Origin of the sequence: Candidatus Pelagibacter sp. HIMB1321 (assembly GCF_900177485.1) — a bacterium.
In the GTDB taxonomy this organism is placed as follows: domain Bacteria; phylum Pseudomonadota; class Alphaproteobacteria; order Pelagibacterales; family Pelagibacteraceae; genus Pelagibacter.
In genome coordinates this window covers 60,182-72,338 of the sequence record NZ_LT840186.1, presented here as the reverse complement: position 1 = coordinate 72,338, position 12,157 = coordinate 60,182, and the positions used below count along the sequence as shown (strand labels likewise).

15 protein-coding genes are annotated in these 12,157 nt (G+C 29.2%); 11 read left to right on the top strand and 4 right to left on the bottom strand.

All coding sequences use genetic code 11. From position 1 onward, the window contains the following. Window position 1 precedes the first annotated feature (1 nt). Window positions 2-586: a CDP-diacylglycerol--glycerol-3-phosphate 3-phosphatidyltransferase gene (gene pgsA / locus B9N70_RS00415; RefSeq protein ID WP_085113846.1), complete on the top strand. Its 585-nt coding sequence runs from the start codon at window positions 2-4 to the stop codon at window positions 584-586. Here pgsA and B9N70_RS00410 read toward each other — a convergent pair. Then, entirely contained in the window at window positions 583-1,464 is an 882-nt protein-coding gene (locus B9N70_RS00410; RefSeq protein WP_085113845.1) for a branched-chain amino acid aminotransferase, read from the bottom strand. The two genes, pgsA and B9N70_RS00410, sit on opposite strands and share 4 nt — an antisense overlap. A 68-nt stretch (window positions 1,465-1,532) precedes the next feature. Between B9N70_RS00410 and B9N70_RS00405 the strand changes: the two genes are divergently transcribed. The 3 genes from B9N70_RS00405 to B9N70_RS00395 are packed head-to-tail and all read left to right on the top strand — an operon-like array spanning window position 1,533 to window position 3,940. Beyond that, complete coding sequence (locus B9N70_RS00405; RefSeq protein ID WP_085113844.1) at window positions 1,533-1,970, top strand: MarR family winged helix-turn-helix transcriptional regulator; 438 nt, start codon at window positions 1,533-1,535, stop codon at window positions 1,968-1,970. Continuing rightward, the gene (locus tag B9N70_RS00400) at window positions 1,963-2,640 is read left to right on the top strand and encodes a response regulator transcription factor (RefSeq protein WP_085113843.1); all 678 of its coding nucleotides are present in this window, start codon (window positions 1,963-1,965) and stop codon (window positions 2,638-2,640) included. The genes B9N70_RS00405 and B9N70_RS00400 overlap by 8 nt, the downstream gene beginning before the upstream one ends. Continuing rightward, window positions 2,621-3,940, top strand: a complete 1,320-nt coding sequence (locus tag B9N70_RS00395; RefSeq protein ID WP_085113842.1) for an ATP-binding protein — start codon at window positions 2,621-2,623, stop codon at window positions 3,938-3,940. Before B9N70_RS00400 ends, B9N70_RS00395 begins: the two co-directional genes overlap by 20 nt. Here the strand turns inward: B9N70_RS00395 and B9N70_RS00390 are convergent. Beyond that, a complete protein-coding gene (locus tag B9N70_RS00390) occupies window positions 3,918-4,169 on the bottom strand; it encodes a hypothetical protein (RefSeq protein ID WP_085113841.1) in 252 nt (83 codons plus the stop codon). The two genes, B9N70_RS00395 and B9N70_RS00390, sit on opposite strands and share 23 nt — an antisense overlap. A gap of 50 nt (window positions 4,170-4,219) precedes the next feature. On the opposite strand from B9N70_RS00390, the gene lgt reads away from it, so the two are divergent. From lgt to ychF, 7 genes are read left to right on the top strand one after another with little or no spacing between them, the layout of a single operon-like run. Then, window positions 4,220-4,999 carry a prolipoprotein diacylglyceryl transferase gene (lgt, locus tag B9N70_RS00385; protein ID WP_085113840.1) on the top strand — a complete coding sequence of 260 codons (780 nt, stop codon included), beginning with the start codon at window positions 4,220-4,222 and terminating at the stop codon, window positions 4,997-4,999. Beyond that, a complete protein-coding gene (locus tag B9N70_RS00380) occupies window positions 4,980-6,029 on the top strand; it encodes an SAM-dependent methyltransferase (RefSeq protein ID WP_231909400.1) in 1,050 nt (349 codons plus the stop codon). Before lgt ends, B9N70_RS00380 begins: the two co-directional genes overlap by 20 nt. Continuing rightward, window positions 6,026-6,787: a peptidoglycan editing factor PgeF gene (gene pgeF, locus B9N70_RS00375; RefSeq protein ID WP_085113839.1), complete on the top strand. Its 762-nt coding sequence runs from the start codon at window positions 6,026-6,028 to the stop codon at window positions 6,785-6,787. Before B9N70_RS00380 ends, pgeF begins: the two co-directional genes overlap by 4 nt. A 7-nt stretch (window positions 6,788-6,794) precedes the next feature. Then, a complete protein-coding gene (locus tag B9N70_RS00370) occupies window positions 6,795-7,727 on the top strand; it encodes a ribose-phosphate pyrophosphokinase (RefSeq protein WP_085113838.1) in 933 nt (310 codons plus the stop codon). Between the two features lie 45 nt (window positions 7,728-7,772). Beyond that, window positions 7,773-8,468: a 50S ribosomal protein L25/general stress protein Ctc gene (locus B9N70_RS00365; RefSeq protein WP_085113837.1), complete on the top strand. Its 696-nt coding sequence runs from the start codon at window positions 7,773-7,775 to the stop codon at window positions 8,466-8,468. Between the two features lie 33 nt (window positions 8,469-8,501). Continuing rightward, window positions 8,502-9,065, top strand: coding sequence for an aminoacyl-tRNA hydrolase (gene pth / locus B9N70_RS00360; protein ID WP_085113836.1), 564 nt, complete (start codon window positions 8,502-8,504; stop codon window positions 9,063-9,065). Continuing rightward, window positions 9,062-10,135, top strand: a complete 1,074-nt coding sequence (gene ychF / locus B9N70_RS00355; RefSeq protein WP_085113835.1) for a redox-regulated ATPase YchF — start codon at window positions 9,062-9,064, stop codon at window positions 10,133-10,135. The genes pth and ychF overlap by 4 nt, the downstream gene beginning before the upstream one ends. Here ychF and B9N70_RS00350 read toward each other — a convergent pair. Both B9N70_RS00350 and B9N70_RS00345 read right to left on the bottom strand, forming a co-directional pair. Next, window positions 10,112-10,888, bottom strand: coding sequence for a cytochrome c1 (locus tag B9N70_RS00350; RefSeq protein WP_085113834.1), 777 nt, complete (start codon window positions 10,886-10,888; stop codon window positions 10,112-10,114). The two genes, ychF and B9N70_RS00350, sit on opposite strands and share 24 nt — an antisense overlap. Before the next feature lies 1 nt (window position 10,889). Further along, window positions 10,890-12,152, bottom strand: coding sequence for a cytochrome b (locus B9N70_RS00345; protein ID WP_085113833.1), 1,263 nt, complete (start codon window positions 12,150-12,152; stop codon window positions 10,890-10,892). Window positions 12,153-12,157 lie beyond the last annotated feature (5 nt).

Genomic DNA, 12,157 nt, shown 5'->3' with positions numbered 1-12,157 from the left:
TATGTTAAAAAAAATTCCAAATATTCTTACAATTGGGCGAATAATAATTGTACCATTTTTTGTTTTAGCTTTTTATCTTCCAGGGTTTTATGGAGATTTAACAGCTCTAGTTTTGTTCATAATCGCATCTTTCACTGATTTTTTAGATGGCATGTTAGCAAGAATGTTAGGCGAAGAATCTAAGCTTGGAGAGCTATTAGATCCAATCGCTGATAAAATTATTATTGCGGCTGCTCTTATACTCTTAGTAATGGATGGAACTATAAAAAATTATGAAGTCATTGCTGCAATTATAATACTAACAAGAGAAATACTAATTTCAGGTCTTAGGGAGTTTCTTGCAAAAGGTAAAATCAAATTACCAGTTTCAAATCTTGCAAAATTAAAAACAATTTTACAAATGGTTTCTATCGCATTGTTATTATCCGGAGATACTGGAAATAGAATTTTAAATTTTCAAGATTATAATGCACAAACTATAGGTATAATATTATTGTGGCTAGCAGCTGCGTTAACTTTGTTTACTGGATATGAATATATGCGTAAGGGCATTGATCACGCAATATCAGAAGATAATAAGGATTAAGCTGCTTTTTTCTTTCTAACTAGATTTTGATAACTTTCATTTAAATCTATAATCAGATCACATACTTTAAATTGATTGTCTGCAATACATGAAACTGGTGTGACTTCTGCAGCTGTTCCAGTTAAAAAACAACCAATAAAATTAGAAAGTTCTGATGGATTAATTTTTCTTTCGTGCACTTTGATATTTTTTGATTTTGCAATATCAATAACTGTACGTCTTGTAATTCCGTCTAAAAACGAGTCTGGAATTGGAGTATGTATCTCATTATTCTTGTCTTTAAAAAAAATATTCGCTCCTGTAGCTTCAGCAACATTTCCTTCATGATCTAACATTAATGAGTCTGTGTAACCTTGTTTTTCTGCTTCATGTTTTGATAAAGTGCAAATCATATAAAGTCCTGACGCTTTCGTATCCCAGGGAATAGTATTTGGTGCAGGTCTTCTCCAATTTGAAATGTTTAATTTTATACCTTCAACTTTTAACTTTGGATCAAAATAAGACCCCCATTCCCATGTAGCAATTGCAACATGAATTTTTGTTTGTTGAGCTGAGATAGCCATCATTTCACTTCCTCTCCAAATAGTAGGTCTTACATATCCATTTTCTACTTTTTGAACTGCGATAATTTTATTACAAGCATCATTAATTTCTGCTTCTGAATAAGGGATAGTCATCCCCATTCTCTTTGCTGAATAAAAAAGTCTTGAGGTGTGTTCTTCTAATTTAAATATTGATCCATCATAAACTCTTTCACCTTCAAATACACAACTAGCATAATGTAAGCCGTGATTTAAAACATGAATTTTAGCATCAGCCCAGTCTACAAGCTCACTATTATACCAAATTTTTCCAGATCTTTTATCGTACGGTATCATTTATGAATTAAAAATTATTACTGAAAATTATCTTTGTATCTGTAATATGTCAATATAACTTACCCATCATGAAAGAACTTTTATATTTAAAAGATGATCAACTAAAGGATCTGATTGAAAAATTATTTGTTAGTTATAGAGAAATCTTTTTAGACTCTAAAAAAGTTCTAGATAAGTATTCAATTGGTCTAGCCCACAATAAAGTCATACATCTCTTGTCAATGTATGAAGGTATCTCTATTTCTGACTTGTTAAAAAGGCTTAAGGTTACTAAACAAAGTTTAAATAGAGTGCTTAAAGATCTAATCAAATTAGAAATAGTTGATTTTAAAAAAGATGATCAGGATACAAGAGTAAAACATGTTTTTTTAAATGATAAGGGTAAAACTATCTCGGAAGAGATATTTCAGGCACAAAAAAAGAGAATATATAATGCTCTACTTAATTCAAAATCAGAGGAAGTATTAAACTTTGATAGTGTTTTACATAAAATCTTAAATGGATAATTATTTAGCTCACATTCTTGTTGTTGATGATGATGAGGGAATAAGATCATTAGTAAAGAAGTATCTAAATGAAAATCAATATTTAGTTAATACTGCGAGTAGTGCGGAAGATGCCTTTGAAAAGGTTAAAATTATAAAATTCGATCTAATAATTCTAGATATTATGATGCCAGGTAAAAGTGGATTAGATTTTATAAAAGAAAATAAAAAAGATTTAGATACACCAATAATTCTATTAACTGCAAAAGGACAGTCAGACGAAAGGGTTGAAGGTCTAGAAGTTGGTGCAGATGACTATTTACCAAAACCTTTTGAACCAAAAGAACTTCTTCTGCGTATTAAAAACATTTTAAGTAAAACAAAAAAAATTGATCAAAAAAGAGTAATTGAATTTGAAAATATTAAAATTGACCTAAATAAACAATTAATATTCAAAAATGATATAGAATATAAAATAAACAATACTGAGAAAATCATCCTAGAGAAAATGATAAACAATCCTGGTAAAACTTTTGAAAGATTGGAAATTGGTAAATTGATTGATTTAGACAAAGAAAGATCAATTGATGTCATTATTACTCGTTTAAGAAAAAAAATAGAATTAGATCCAAAAAATCCTAAATTTCTACAAACAATAAGGGGTGCTGGTTATGTTTTATGGATTGAATAAATTTATAAAAAATTTATTGCCTAAAAGATTATTTTATAGAGCATTGCTGATTGTTGCTGTACCAGTAATTGTTATACAATTAATCATCACTATCGTTTTCTTTGATAGTCTTTGGATTAAAACCAACCAAGGTATGACAAGAGCTTTGGTTAATGAAATTAAAACTTTTATTGAAGTTTATAGTAATGATGATTATGACAAAGATGAGATCACCAATCTTTTTTCAGTATATCAAGATTTAAATATTGAATTTATCAAAGAAGATGAATTTGAAAATCAGTATAATGAAAGATGGTTTAGTCCAATAGATAGAACATTAAGAAGAGAATTAAAATCAAAATTTAATCTTGGGCAGTATTGGTTCAGCACTACAAATTACAAAGAATTAATAGATTTAAGAATAAAATATCAAGATGGCTATTTTAAATTTCTTGTTCCAAAAGATAGACTGACTAGTTCATCAGCAAGAATATTTGGTTTATGGATAACCGTCCCAGCATTTATAATGGTAATTATATCTCTCATATTTTTAAAAAATCAAACAAGACCTATAACTGCACTTGCTAAGGCAGCTGAACAATTTGGCAAAGGGGAAGAAATAGAGGAATTTAAACCTTCAGGAGCATCTGAAATAAGGCAGGCTGGTTTAGAATTCGATCGAATGAGAAAAAGAATATTAAGACATCTCAATCAAAGATCAGAAATGTTATCTGGCATAAGTCACGACCTCAGAACTCCATTAACAAGAATGAAATTGCAGACGGCCTTCATCAAGGATCAAGATATCTCAAGCAAATTAGTAGATGATATTAATGAAATGGAAAAAATGCTTAATGAATATCTTCAGTTTACAAGTTCAACTTATCTTGAAAAAGATGAATTATTTAATTTGAGTGAATTACTTCAAGAAATAATCAATAAATATAATAATCACAATATATCTAAAAATATTATTGAAAGAATTTATTTTAGTGGGAGAAAAAATTTAATTAATAGATGTATAAATAACTTAATTGATAATGCTTTAAAATATGGTGAAAATGTTCACATTGAACTTTCCAAGAAAAATTCAAATATTTTTATCAAAATTGAAGATGATGGACCTGGCATCCCTGAAAAAGAATACGACAATGTATTCAAACCTTTTTATAAAATAGATAAAGGAAGAGGCGATTCAAAATCTAGTGTTGGTTTAGGACTTTCAATTGCCTCAGATATTGTTCGATCCCATGGAGGAAACATTAAATTAGAAAAATCTAAATTAAATGGGCTTGAAGTTAGGATTTTTTTACCCGTTTAGTTTTTTTTTTCTTTGGTGATTGAAATTTTTCAATTTTTTTCTCTAAACTTTCTACCCTTTTAGATAGCACTTCAAATTCATCTTTGCTTGTAAGTTTCATTTTAAAAACAATTTCATCTCTTTTGGATTTTAAAATTGTCATTAGTTCATTTGCTATATCCCTAGATGAAACAAGACCTTGCTCAAATAGTTTTGCAAATTTATCAAATACGAATTTAGAATTTTTCATATATTTATTTATTATGTTAATATAACTATATCTTATATTTAATATTAATTATGTTCATCAATAATTTTGACCCGGTAGCAATTGAATTTTTTACTATTGAAATACGATGGTATTCACTTTCATACATAGCAGGTATTCTGCTAGGATGGTTTTTAGCTAAAAGATTTTTAAAAGATAAAGATATTTATGCAAGATTTGATGATTACATAACGTTTGTAATCATAGGAATAATTTTAGGTGGTAGATTTGGTTATGTTTTATTTTATAATCTCAGTTTTTATATTGAAAATCCCTTTGATATTTTCAAATTATGGCAAGGGGGTATGTCATTTCACGGTGGAGTTATAGGAATAATTATTGCAACTGTTTTATTTGCTAAAAAAAACAAAGATAATATTTTTGAATACCTTGATGTCATTGCAATTGTGTCCCCTATCGGTATATTTTTTGGAAGACTAGCAAATTTTATTAATTCTGAACTATATGGCCATGAAACAAACCTGCCATGGGGTGTCAAATTTATAAAAATAGATGATTTATACAGACATCCAACTCAATTGTATGAAGCTTTTTTTGAAGGTTTTGTTTTATTTTTAATACTTCTATTCTGCAGAAAGATAGAAGGCTTAAAAAATGCTGGAATTTTATCTTCTCTATTTTTAATTTTTTATTCAATTTTTAGATTTACGATAGAATACTTCAGAGTCCCAGATGAGCAATTAGGTTATTTAATTTTAAATGCAACTATGGGTCAAATGATAAGTGTTTTATTTCTTTTAGCTGGAATACTTTTATTTTATTCAAAAATTAATGCTCAAAAAAAATCATAGTTTAACATTAGATAAATTCATTGAGTATTGTCTATACGATAAAAAAAATGGATATTATATGACTAAAAATCCATTTGGAGTAACTGGTGATTTTATTACAGCTCCAAATATTTCAAGATTATTTTCTGAAATGCTTGCTATCTGGACAATTAATTTTTGGGAAAACTTAGGGTGTCCTAAGAAATTCAATTTAATTGAACTTGGAGCAGGTAATGGGGAAATGATGAAAATTATGATTGAAAGTTTTAAAAAATTTCCAATTTTTTTAGATGGATGCAATATAATCATTCATGAAAAGAGCCCAAAATTAATTGAAGTTCAAAAAAATAAAATTCAACATAAAAATGTTAAATGGGTAAAAGATTTTAAGAATTTAAATAAATTACCATGTATTTTTTTGGCTAATGAGTTTTTTGATGCAATACCAATTAAACAATATTTGAAAGAGAGAAATTTTTGGTATGAAAGATATGTAAAAGTATCAAAAAACAATGATCTTAGTTTTAGTAAAAAAAAGAAAAATATTAGTATTCTAGATAATAAAATTAATTTTAAAATTTCAAATAAACTAAATTTTATTGAATACTCACCCGTAGGAATAAATTATTTAAAAGCGTTAATAAAGATTATTAAAAAGTGTAAAGGCGGATTGTTAATTATTGATTATGGTTATTTTAAAAGCAAATTTAAAAATACATTAAAAGCAATATACGATAAAAATCATTCAGATATTTTAGAAAATATTGGTAAGTCGGATATTACCTACAATATTAATTACTATTTATTTGATAAGATTATAAAAAATTATAAAGATCTAGATTATAACTATACTACACAAAGAAATTTTTTGACTAATTTAGGAATTTTTCAAAGAGCAGAAATTTTAAGTAAAAATAAAAAATTTTCAGAAAAAGCCGAAATATTTTATCGAGTAAAAAGACTTACAGATAGTAACCAAATGGGTGATTTATTTAAGATAATGTTAATAAAAAATTCTGATATAGAATCTCAGTTAGGGTTTGAAAATTGATAAAGTCAAAAAAATTATCTCCTTTTTTAAGAATTAAACATGGATTCTTTAATAGAAGTGGTGGTGTTTCTGACGGAATTTATAAAAGTTTAAATTGTGGTATTGGATCAAAAGACAAAAAAACTAATGTCAAAAAAAATCTTCAAATTATAAAAAAAAAACTTGGATCTAAAACAAAAGAAATCTTTCTAGTTAAACAATATCACAGTAATAAATTTATATACTTAAACAAAAATTCTAAAATCAAAACCAGAACTATAACTGGTGATGCTATTGTAAGTGAAAAAAAAGGAGTCCCTGTTGCAGTTCTAACTGCTGATTGTGTTCCAATCTTAGTTTACGATCATCAAAGAGAAATGATTGCTGCTATTCACGCTGGTTGGCGTGGAGCTTATAAAGATATTATAAAAAAAGTTATTCACTTTATGACAAAAAAAGGCTGTAAAACTAAAAACATGATAGCAGCTATTGGACCCGCAATATCCCAGAAAAACTATGAAGTTGGGTTGGAGTTTAAAAAAAAATTTTTAATAAAGAATAAAAATAACAATAAATTTTTTTCCTCTAAAAAAAAAATGATTTATTTTGATTTAAAGGGTTATGTTAGAAGTGAACTTAAATTAAATTTAATTAATAAAATAGATCTGATTGATAAGGATACTTATGTGAAAAAAAATAATTTTTTTAGCGCTAGAAGATCTTTAAAACTAAAAAATGATGATTATGGTAGAAATATATCTGTAATTATGATTAATTGAGTTATTAATGAAATTATTATCCGGAAATAGCAACAAACCACTTTCAAAAAAAATTGCCAAGTTTTTAAGATCTAAACTTGTAAACTCTAGCATTAGAAAATTTTCTGATGGAGAAATTTATATTGAAATTAATGAAAATATTAGAGGCAACAGTATTTTTATTATCCAATCAGTATCCTCACCAGCGAATGATAATTTAATGGAATTATTACTTTGTATTGATGCCTTAAAAAGATCCTCGGCAAAAAATATTACAGCGGTAATCCCCTACTTTGGTTATGCAAGACAAGATAGAAAAGTTGTGCCAAGAACTTCAATCTCCGCAAAACTAGTTTCTAATTTGATAACTAAAGCTGGCGCAGACAGGGTAGTAACTGTCGATTTGCATGCAGGTCAAATTCAAGGATTTTTTGATATTCCAGTTGATAATTTATTTGCAACTCCAATATTTGCAAGACATGTAAAGAAAAAAATTAAAAGTAAAAACTTACTATGTGTTGCACCAGATGTAGGTGGTACAGAAAGAGCGCGAGCGCTTGGAAAATTATTAAATGTGGGTTTAGCTATTGTAGATAAGAGAAGACCTAAGCCAGGACAATCTCAAGTGATGAACGTAATTGGAAATGTAAAAGATAAAACATGTATTATTGTTGATGATATAATAGACTCCGGAGGCACTATAGTAAATGCTGCAAAAGCTCTTAAAGACAGAGGGGCTAAAGAAGTATATGTTTATATAACTCATGGTGTGCTTAGTGGAGAAGCTGTCAAAAAGATCAAAAATTCAGTAATTAAAAATTTAGTAATCACTGACACAATCGATAACTTGGAAAAAGTTAAAAGTGCTAAAAATATTGAGGTTTTATCAATTTCTGGATTGATGGGAGAGGCTATCAAAAGAATATCAAATTCAACCTCTGTATCTGATTTATTCAAATAATTACCTTGAGTTATTCTTTAACTTGGGCTAAAAACCTGTGTTTTTATGATTTCACTAGAAGCTACTGTAAGAGACAACAAGACCAAAGGTCAGTTAAGTGCCATTAGATCAAGTGGTAACGTGCCAGCTATTATTTACGGTGGAAAAGAAGAAAATGAGAAAGTTTCTATCTCCAAAAAAATTTTAAAATCAACAATTGAAAAGGAAAATTTCCTATCAAGTATTATTACTCTTTCATGCAATGGTAAAAATCAGAATGTTTTACCTAGAGAAGTAATTTATGATGTGCTTACTGATGAACCTATTCACGTAGACTTTCTAAGAGTTGTGCCGGGTGTTAAAATCAGAATAGAAGTTCCAGTTGAATTTATAAACCATGAAAAATCTCCAGGTCTTAAAAAAGGCGGGGTATTAAATATTGTTAGAAGAAAAGTTGAATTAAAATGTCCAAGTGAAAAAATTCCAGAAAAATTAACTCTTGATTTAGATGGAATTGAAATTGGTGAAAGTTTTAAAATTTCATCTGTTAATTTAGACAATGATGTTGTTCCAACTATTCAAGGAAGAGATTTCGTAATTGCTACATTAGCAGCACCAACTGTTATGAAGGAACCAGAAAAACCTGCTGAAGCAGAGGCTGCAGAGGGTGAAACACCAGCTGAGGGAGCAGCAGCTGAGGGTGCAGCTGAAGGTGAGAAAAAAGAAGGTGAAGATAAAAAACCTGCTGAAGAAAAAAAATAATCAATTAATCAAAGATTTAAATTCCAATAAATTATGCTTTTATTTGTAGGTCTTGGTAACCCAACACCAGACAGCGAAAATAATAGACATAATGTTGGTTTTAAAATTATTGATGCAATAAATAAAAAATTTAGTTTATCTAAACAAAAGCCGAAATTTAAAGGGCTACTTACCACAGGTGAGATTGAAGGTGAAAAAATTTATGCAATAAAACCTCTTACCTTTATGAATAATTCTGGGATATGCATAAGAGAACTCCTAGAGTATTTCAAATTTGATGCTGAAGAAGTAATTGTTTTTCATGATGATTTAGATGTTGAATTCGGAAAAATTAAAGCAAAATTTGGTGGGTCTAGCGCAGGTCATAATGGTATTGCATCAATTGATAAGTTCATAGGCAAAGATTATTCAAGAGTGAGAATTGGAATTGGAAAACCAAAAACACCTATTGAAATTGGTGACTTTGTTCTTCAGAATTTTGATGAAGAGGAACTTGTAGGTATTGATAAAATTTCTGAAAATATAACTGACTCTATTGGAGTTCTAATTAAAAAAAAATTAGATCTATTTTCAAGTACAGTAAATAATAAAAAATGAGTTTTAAGTGTGGTATAGTGGGTCTACCTAATGTTGGTAAGTCCACACTTTTTAATGCATTAACAGACTCTAGCAAAGCGCAAGCTGCAAATTTTCCATTTTGTACTATTGATCCCAACGTTGGGGTAGTTCCAGTACCAGACAAAAGATTAGATAATCTTGCAAGTGTATCGAAATCAAAAAAAATAATTAATACAACTATTTCTTTCGTTGATATCGCTGGATTAGTAAAAGGAGCATCTAAAGGAGAAGGACTGGGAAATAAATTTTTATCCCATATTAGAGAAGTTGATGCGATAATACATATGATTAGATGTTTTGACTCTGATGATATTCAAAACGTTAACCCCACTGTAGACCCCATCAGAGATTTAGAAATAATTGAAACAGAAATGATGTTAGCAGATTTAGAGTCTGTACAAAAAAGACTTGAAAAAAGTAACAAAAAAAATGTTGATGAAGAACAATTGAAGATATTAGAAATTGCTCAAGATTGTATCAATAATGATAAAGATTTATCAGTTTTAAAAGAAAAATTTGACAAAAAAACTTTAAATCAAAGTGGCTTGTTAACAATAAAACCTAAAATTTACGTTTGTAATGTTGACGAGCAAAGTGTTCAAAATGGAAATGAATATACAAAAAACTTTATAAATAAATTTGGTGAAGAAAATACTCTAATTATATCTGCAGATATTGAAAATCAGATTAACGAATTAGATAAAGATGAACGTAAAAATTATATGGATATGATTGGTTTAGATCAAACAGGTTTAGATCTATTAATTCAAAAAGGTTACAAAATTTTAGAATTAGATACTTACTTTACTTCTGGTCCTGAAGAAACAAGAGCATGGACTATCGAAAAAAACTGTACAGCTCCTAAAGCAGCAGGAGAAATTCATACAGATTTTGAAAAAGGATTTATAAGAGCTGAAACTGTATCTTATGAAGACTTTATTGCAAATGATGGATGGGTTAATTCTAAAACAAATGGCAAAATGAGGCTTGAGGGTAAAGACTATATAGTTAAAGATGGTGATGTATTAAACTTCAGATTCAACACGTGACCATATTTTTTTCATACTGAAATAAACTAATACAGTTAAAATAATTAAATATACAATTGCTTTGAAACCCATTTGATGACGTGCTTCTAAATGCGGTTCTGCAGCCCACATTAAAAATGTTGTCACATCTTTTGACATCTGCTGTACCGATGCCTGAGTTCCATCTGAATATTCAACGGCACCATCAGACAATGGTGCAGACATTTTGATCATATTTCCGTACATAAACTTATTATAATAAACACCATCGTCTAAAGTTATTCCTATTGGTGGTTCTTCATATCCTTGTAACAATGAGTATATATAATCTGCCCCACCACCTCTTGCCTTGATTAGCACAGACATATCTGGTGGATAAGCACCTCCATTAGCAGCTTTAGCGGCTTCAACATTTTCATAAGGCATTACAAACTTGTCTGATAACTTTCCTGGTCTTTGAAACATTTCACCATCTGCATTAGGTCCATCAGTTACTTCAAAAGATGCAGCAATCACTTTTGCCTCAGCTTCAGTAAACTCTGGTCCACCCTTCTCTGCTAAGTTTCTATAACTTAAATATTTCATTGAATGACATGAGGCGCATACTTCAGTATAAACTTGATAGCCTCTTTGCAGAGCTCCTCTATCAAATTTTCCAAATAATCCTTTAAAACTCCAGTCAGTTTTTAAATACTCAACTTTTTCAGCAGAATTCAATGATGTAAAATTAAAGGTAAATAAAAAAATAAATAAAATTTTAAATAAATTTTTCACTTTAGTTATTTGAACTTTCTTTACTTCTTGCAGCAGCCATATTTGGTGACCCACCTAAAACTGGCTCAGTAATACTTAATGGAACTGGTAATGTTTTTTCTTTAAAGCCAAGAACTGGAAGTATGACTAGAAAATGTAAAAAATAATAAGCTGTTGCAACTCTGGCAATCAATAAATAAAGTCCCTCTGCTGGCATAGCTCCCATGTAACCTAGAATAAGTACGTCTGCGACTAATATCCAATAAAACTGTTTATAAAGAGGTCTGAATACAGCAGATCTAATCTTTGAAGTATCAAGCCATGGAAGTGCAGCTAGAATTAAAATAGCTGACAACATTGCAACAACTCCTAAAAGTTTATCAGGTACCGATCTTAAAATTGCATAAAATGGTAACAAATACCACTCTGGAACTATGTGTGCAGGCGTTACTAGTGGATCTGCCTCAATGTAATTATCTGCGTGTCCCAATATATTTGGAGTGTAAAAAACAAAAAATGCAAAAACAATCATAAACATTAATAATGCAAATCCATCCTTAATAACAATATATGGATGGAAAGGTACAGTATCTTTTGATGGTTTTTTTATATCAATTCCTACTGGATTATTATTTCCAGGAACATGCAAAGCCCAGATGTGTAAAACAACTAAACCTAAAATCAAAAACGGAATTAAATAATGCAGCGTAAAAAATCTAGTTAATGTTGGATTGTCTACTGAATAGCCACCCCATAACCAAGTAACAATCCCCTCACCAACTAGAGGAATTGCACTAAATAAATTCGTGATTACCGTTGCTCCCCAAAAACTCATTTGCCCCCATGGCAAAACATAGCCCATAAAAGCAGCTGCCATCATCAACAAATAAATAACAATACCTATAATCCATATAATTTCTCTCGGAGCTTTATAAGAGCCGTAAAAAAGTGATCTAAAAATATGAATATAAACTGCTAGGAAAAACATTGAAGCACCATTTGCATGTATATATCTAATTAACCATCCATAATTAACATCTCGCATAATATGCTCTACACTATCGAATGCCATATCAGCATGAGCAATGTAATGCATTGCTAAGGTTAACCCTGTAACAATTTGAGTAATTAAACAAAAAGTTAATATTCCACCAAATGTCCACCAATAGTTTAAATTTTTTGGAGTTGGATAGTCTGTTAAATGATTTGCTAAAGTAAGTAATGGTAACCTATCATTAAACCATTTACCTACTTTTGAATTTGGCGTGTAATCGTGATCACTCATACTTG

Coding starts and splice junctions, on each gene's coding strand:
- pgsA (WP_085113846.1), top strand. CDS start 2: ATGTTAAAAAAAATTCCAAATATTCTTACAATTGGGCGAATAATAATT.
- B9N70_RS00410 (WP_085113845.1), bottom strand. CDS start 1,464: ATGATACCGTACGATAAAAGATCTGGAAAAATTTGGTATAATAGTGAG.
- B9N70_RS00405 (WP_085113844.1), top strand. CDS start 1,533: ATGAAAGAACTTTTATATTTAAAAGATGATCAACTAAAGGATCTGATT.
- B9N70_RS00400 (WP_085113843.1), top strand. CDS start 1,963: ATGGATAATTATTTAGCTCACATTCTTGTTGTTGATGATGATGAGGGA.
- B9N70_RS00395 (WP_085113842.1), top strand. CDS start 2,621: ATGTTTTATGGATTGAATAAATTTATAAAAAATTTATTGCCTAAAAGA.
- B9N70_RS00390 (WP_085113841.1), bottom strand. CDS start 4,169: ATGAAAAATTCTAAATTCGTATTTGATAAATTTGCAAAACTATTTGAG.
- lgt (WP_085113840.1), top strand. CDS start 4,220: ATGTTCATCAATAATTTTGACCCGGTAGCAATTGAATTTTTTACTATT.
- B9N70_RS00380 (WP_231909400.1), top strand. CDS start 4,980: ATGCTCAAAAAAAATCATAGTTTAACATTAGATAAATTCATTGAGTAT.
- B9N70_RS00370 (WP_085113838.1), top strand. CDS start 6,795: ATGAAATTATTATCCGGAAATAGCAACAAACCACTTTCAAAAAAAATT.
- B9N70_RS00365 (WP_085113837.1), top strand. CDS start 7,773: ATGATTTCACTAGAAGCTACTGTAAGAGACAACAAGACCAAAGGTCAG.
- pth (WP_085113836.1), top strand. CDS start 8,502: ATGCTTTTATTTGTAGGTCTTGGTAACCCAACACCAGACAGCGAAAAT.
- ychF (WP_085113835.1), top strand. CDS start 9,062: ATGAGTTTTAAGTGTGGTATAGTGGGTCTACCTAATGTTGGTAAGTCC.
- B9N70_RS00345 (WP_085113833.1), bottom strand. CDS start 12,152: ATGAGTGATCACGATTACACGCCAAATTCAAAAGTAGGTAAATGGTTT.